The sequence below is a fragment of the Mesobacillus sp. genome (assembly GCF_049588175.1).
Taxonomy (GTDB): Bacteria; Bacillota; Bacilli; order Bacillales; family Cytobacillaceae; genus Mesobacillus.
Window position 1 is genome coordinate 1 of sequence record NZ_JBAVFI010000260.1, and the last position, 5605, is coordinate 5605.

The window sequence follows — 5605 nt, forward strand, 5'->3', positions numbered from 1 at the left end:
GTGTATTTGTTTCTGCTAAAAAAGCTATGTAAACTGCAAAAACCTGAGCAGGGAAATACCCAACTCAGGTTTTTGGTTTTTATTTTACACTGGAATTAAAGTTGTAGAAGAATTTAGCTGAGATTGAGCCGTCTTTGTTTTCAACAATGTTTGTTACATGGATTCCCGAATCAGCAGGTGTGTCGCTAAAACCTTTCCAGAAGTAGTAAGAGCCAGAGTGAACATTGCTTGAAACAGAAGTGATCTTGCTGCCTGCCTTGAAGAAGTCACCTGCATCTCCTCGATTTAAGTTCTTTTCAAGATCATACTTTCCGTCTGCCTGTACAACAGATAAACCGTAGTGAGTTACAACATCACCATTGCTTGCTGTTTGTGACTGGTTAAATTGGAAGCGTTTGTTCATCCAGTTCTCCACGTTGTTTGGACGGAAGCCGGCAGTCTGGTAAAGATTAATGACATTTTCATCTACATGCCACGCAACTAAACCTTTAGAATTCTCTCCCTGACGGATTAAGCCTTTGTTGAAGCCGTCCTGTTGAACGTTTTCAAATAAGAAGTATTCCGTGCCATTTGAGCCTGGAACATCCATTTTAACGATGCCGTTATCAGCTGTTGCTTTGTTGATTGGTGGCAATGTAATTTCTCTTATACCTTGTTCAGCCTTAACTTCAATTGGATTTGCCCATCCTAAGAATACCTTAGAAAATGGATCAAAGTGTGTCGGAGAGTTTCCGCTGTAAACCGGGGCATCAGGATAGCGCATCCATGACCCGCCTGCCATCATTGAATAGTTCCCTACACCTTCTGAAGTATAAACAGTGTCATAGAAATCTGGCAAACCTAGAGCATGTCCAAATTCATGGGCATAAACACCTGTCTGCGCAGGGAAAGGACCTGTTTTCGCTTCCTCTTTGTACGTACCTGATGCAGCATCAAATCCTGCAACGTTACCGCCGATACCTGGCTGGATGTTGTAGTTGTTAACAACCACGCCATCATAAGTCATATCCTCTTTAACAGTTTTGTTAATCCAAGCACCTTGATTCATGCCTTCATACTGATCAGCTGGTTTGCCTGTTTCATAGTATTTTCCATAGTATAAAGCACTTAATAGGCTCCATTTATGAGACCAGAACTGTGCGGGGTCGCGGCTGAATTCTGCTCCTGTTCCTTCATGGATTATAAAAACGTTCGGCACTTCGCCATTCTCGGCATATTGTGAGAAGTCTACCTGGTCATCGGCTGCTTTCAACAAGTCGCGAATGAATTCACCAGTGTGCGCATCCCCGTTCTCGTTACCAAGTACATACTTACCGTTTTCAGCATATTTGCCTTCTTGATCCAAATAGTATGAAGCACCCTTTGGCATCTCTACCCAAACAAATTCAGTATTTTCTTTGCGGACCAAGTTGACTTTTCCATAGCTTGATTCTTTATAAGCGTTTTGCATCGTACGGTCTTTCGGAACGTCTGCTCCATCATATTGTTTGAACTGTTTCAGTTCATAAGGGTTATACTCTGTTCCAAAAATCAAGTCCTCATAGTATTTTGCAGGAACTTGCCCCTGCATATCACCTACAGGTTCATCTCCCTCAGGATACTTAGCTAAAAGAACTAGGACTGGGACATCCCCTTTTGCTTGTCTGTAAGCAACGTGATTATCTCCTGGCTGCTGAAATTTTGCTCCATTCACAGCTGCTTTTTCAGCAGGATCGACTTTTGAAATATCGATTCCAAGTTCCTTTGCTTTATCGACAAGTTCAGGTGCCGCCCCAACATGGTGCGCAAGGCTGATTTCATATTTACTTTGTGGTTTTGCTGTTGAGTCATTTGCACTGACTCCCGCAAATACTGCACTTCCTGCCAAAGCAAGAGACAGTGCTGAAGTTGATAGGACTTTTAACATGGTATCACTCCCCTATAAAATATATTTCTATATCCTAAATATTATAAAATATTCAGTATATTCTAAATAGGGATATCGTATGGTTTGATAGTTTAATGGATGATGCTAAAGACTTATCTTTCGGAATACTTAATTGAAGTAGCCAATAGATCCAGGTAGCTCATTACCATAGAAGTTATTTAATTGACTTTATATCAAAAGCAAAAAGGCATTGCAAAAGCAATGCCTTTTCTAACCTACAATATGTCCAGCCAAATTTTAATAGCTGTTCCAAGGATTAATACTGCGAGGATATACTGAAGGATTTTTGTATTAACCTTCTTCCCTGCATTCGCACCAAGAGGAGAAGCGATTAAGCTTGCTACCACCATGATCAATGCCGGAACATAATCTACCTGGCCCGTCACAACTTTTCCGACTGTAGATCCGATTGAAGAGATAAATGTAATTGCCAGCGAAGTAGCAATGGTCATTCTTGTTGGTATCTTAAGGATAACAAGCATGATTGGAACAAGAAGGAATGCACCAGCTGCTCCTACGATACCTGCACCTACCCCAACGATAAATGCAAACGCCGCCGCAAGCCACTTATTGAAAGTAACCTGATCAAGCGGAATATCATCGATACCCTTTTTAGGAACAAACATCATAACTGCTGCAATCAGAGCAAGGATACCATAAGTAACGTTGATGCCGCCTTCTGACATGAATTGGGAGCCATAGCTTCCGATTAAGCTACCAATCAGGATGCTTGCACCCATATAAATGATCAATGTCTTATTCAAATAGCCGCCTTTGCGGTAAGCCCAAACTCCCCCGATTGTAGCGAAGAATACCTGTACCGCGCTGATTCCAGACACTTCATGTGCACTGAACGCAGCCAAACCAAACAATGGTGGAATGTATAATAGCATAGGATATTTAATAATGGAACCGCCGATGCCAACCATACCTGAAATAAAAGAACCAATAAAGCCAATTAAGAAAATGACGATTAAAAAGTTTAAATCCATTAGGCTTCCTCCTTATTCTTCATAAACAAGATGTGTTACTAAATCAGATAAAACTATTTTCTCAAAACATAAGAAAAGGGGGACAAGCTCCCCCTTCGTTCAATTAGGCTTTCTTCATCCAGAACTTGAACACACCGTTTTCTTCTTCATGCTTCAGAAGTTCATTTCCAGTAGATTGTGCCCAAGCAGCTAGATCTTTTACAGCGCCTTTGTCAGTTGTATGGATTTCAAGTACTTCACCTGATTGGATATCAGCGATTGCTTTCTTTGTCTTAACGATTGGCATTGGACAAGCTAGTCCTTTTGCGTCTAATACTTTTGCTACGTTCATGTAAAATTCCTCCTAAGATGGTTTAATTTCTGTTTAAGGTGCACCTCAGGGGGATTAGTTCAACGCCCCTGAGGAAAATTTGTATTATCTTACCGCACAGCGGTTTGGCCCGATTTCCATTTCTCTTTGCTTTTCATCATCAGGGCTGATTTTACCCATGTTGGTTTCACGAATCTCCTGATAAGCATTTGGCTGTGGCGGAAGATTCTCTGTTACAAGCTTTCTGAACTCAGCTTCGTCTTCAATGTTCAAGCCGTGGTTCTTTGCGAAAAGAGTACCTAGTTTTTCAGATACGCTTCCGTCTTCATTCAGCTCATCGATGATCATGAAGTGAGCTGGAAGTACAATCAGTTCATTTGAAAGCTGTTTGTAGCGATTGTATAGTGAGTTTCTTAGGTCAGATACCCAGTCTTCTGCCTTACCAGCCAAGTCGGGACGTCCGATTGAGTCAATGAATAGTATATCTCCGGATAGAAGATACTTTTCATCTACTACGAAAGAGGTTGATCCGATTGTGTGGCCAGGAGTATACAAAGCATTGATGTCAATGTTTGTTTCACCGATTTTCACATTGTTGCCATCTTCTAGTGGCTGGTAGTTAAATGTAACTTCTTCAGCATCTTTAGGTGGTAGCCAGTAAGATGCACCTGTTGCTTCAGCAATTTTTCTGCCGCCAGAAATGTGGTCTGCATGTAGGTGAGTATCAAATACATGCTTAATTTCCACGCCAATTTCCTTAGCGAAATCAAGGTAAACATCTGTCATTCTTGTTGCATCGATCAATGCTGCTTCACCATTAGAGGCAACCATGTAAGATAAGCAGCCCTTGCCGATACGGACAAACTGATACATAGCTCCGCCATCTTTAAGATCTCCAACCTTAACCGGCTCAAGGTGTTCGCTCCAAGCTTTCATTCCGCCCTGAAGATATGACACTTCACGACCAGCTTCTTCTAGCATTTCAGCAACCATTACTGAAGAACCTTCTTTTGCACATACAACTAGAACTTCTTTGTCAGTTGGAATCTGATCAAGAATTTCTTCAACACCATCGAGTAAATCAAAATATGGGATGTTCAGGTATTCAAAGTTCTCGCCTTCGATTTTCCAATCATTAAAGTCTGTTTCATTACGGACATCAAGGATAAAGAATGGTTCTTTGTTGAATACTTTTTTTGTAACATCTTTAGACATCATAGCTTTCATATCAAAACTTACCTCCTAGGGTATATTTTTTTCGAAAAAAATTATTTTACTTTTGACTCTGTCGGACCATTCCAATCAGACATGCCTGGCACAACGTTCCAAACATTTTCAAAACCATTGCTTGAAAGGGTTTGTGATGCCATATCACTTCTGTTTCCAGTGCGGCAAACAACAAGGAATGTTTTTGTTTTATCTAGTTCTGATACTCGACTTTCAAGTTCTCCGAAGGGAATTGAAACAGCATTTGGAATATGTCCAAATGCATATTCAGCTGGTTCCCTTACATCAAGGACAACAACATTTTCATTTGCTTCAAGTTTCTTAATCACATCATCGTTTGAAACAATATTTGGATATTTTGTTTCTTCCTTTTCTTCACTTTCTCCGCCTTTACGGAGGTAGTGCTTAAGAACTTCGCCTTCTTCGATTGTTCCAAGATATTGATGACCTGAGCTTTTTGCCCATGCCTGAATATCCGCCTTAGAACCTTTATCCGTTGCGAGCACTTCTAAAACCTCGCCAGGATTTAAAGTGTTGATTGCTTTTTTTGTTCTGACAATCGGCATTGGGCAAGCTAGCCCTTTTGCATCGACTGTGGAATTTGTTTTTACTGTATCCATTATTCGACCTCCACTTTGAGTTTATCTATGAGGTTATTTTCACTTAGAGCAGTGATCCGCTCTAAGTGAAATTCCCTTATTATATGAACAGGTTGACGTTGCCATTTTCTGCATCAGCAAGATATGCTGCTACACCGGCAAATTCAACACCTTCCATAATCTCTTCTTGCCTTAGACCAAGCAGGTCCACTGTCATTTGGCAGGCAACAAGCTTTACATCCTGTTCCTTAGCCATTTCGATTAGATCAGGAAGCGGCATTGCATTATGTTTTTTCATCACATCTTTGATCATTTTAGGACCAAAGCCTGCGTAATTCATTTTTGAAAGACCCATTTTGTTAGCGCCTCTTGGCATCATCTTGCCAAACATTTTTTCGATGAATGATTTTTCAACCTGGATCGGCTCATCTTTCCTTAAAGCGTTCAGTCCCCAGAATGTGTGGAAGATTGTTACCTCGTGGTCGTAAGCTGCAGCTCCATTTGCAATGATATAGGCAGCCATCACCTTATCATAATCTCCACTGAATAA

6 protein-coding genes are annotated in these 5605 nt (G+C 40.8%); all 6 read right to left on the reverse strand.

Features of this window, described 5'->3' with window-relative positions; translation table 11 throughout:
- Positions 1-79: 79 nt before the first annotated feature.
- A complete protein-coding gene (locus WB217_RS06350; protein ID WP_423991724.1) occupies positions 80-1906 on the reverse strand; it encodes a M6 family metalloprotease domain-containing protein in 1827 nt (608 codons plus the stop codon).
- 236 nt (positions 1907-2142) lie between these two features.
- Positions 2143-2919, reverse strand: a complete 777-nt coding sequence (locus tag WB217_RS06355) for a sulfite exporter TauE/SafE family protein (protein WP_423991726.1) — start codon at positions 2917-2919, stop codon at positions 2143-2145.
- 103 nt (positions 2920-3022) lie between these two features.
- Positions 3023-3250, reverse strand: coding sequence for a sulfurtransferase TusA family protein (locus tag WB217_RS06360; protein WP_207502186.1), 228 nt, complete (start codon positions 3248-3250; stop codon positions 3023-3025).
- 84 nt (positions 3251-3334) lie between these two features.
- Complete coding sequence (locus WB217_RS06365) at positions 3335-4456, reverse strand: MBL fold metallo-hydrolase (RefSeq protein ID WP_423991729.1); 1122 nt, start codon at positions 4454-4456, stop codon at positions 3335-3337.
- A gap of 41 nt (positions 4457-4497) precedes the next feature.
- Complete coding sequence (locus WB217_RS06370; protein WP_423991731.1) at positions 4498-5076, reverse strand: sulfurtransferase TusA family protein; 579 nt, start codon at positions 5074-5076, stop codon at positions 4498-4500.
- A gap of 79 nt (positions 5077-5155) precedes the next feature.
- Positions 5156-5605: DsrE/DsrF/DrsH-like family protein (locus tag WB217_RS06375; RefSeq protein WP_423991733.1), on the reverse strand; the 450-nt coding region annotated here is incomplete at its 5' end.

What these genes read in the sequence shown, in the direction of transcription:
- WB217_RS06350 (WP_423991724.1), bottom strand. Translation starts at nt 1,906, where the DNA reads ATGTTAAAAGTCCTATCAACTTCAGCACTGTCTCTTGCTTTGGCAGGA.
- WB217_RS06355 (WP_423991726.1), bottom strand. Translation starts at nt 2,919, where the DNA reads ATGGATTTAAACTTTTTAATCGTCATTTTCTTAATTGGCTTTATTGGT.
- WB217_RS06360 (WP_207502186.1), bottom strand. Translation starts at nt 3,250, where the DNA reads ATGAACGTAGCAAAAGTATTAGACGCAAAAGGACTAGCTTGTCCAATG.
- WB217_RS06365 (WP_423991729.1), bottom strand. Translation starts at nt 4,456, where the DNA reads ATGAAAGCTATGATGTCTAAAGATGTTACAAAAAAAGTATTCAACAAA.
- WB217_RS06370 (WP_423991731.1), bottom strand. Translation starts at nt 5,076, where the DNA reads ATGGATACAGTAAAAACAAATTCCACAGTCGATGCAAAAGGGCTAGCT.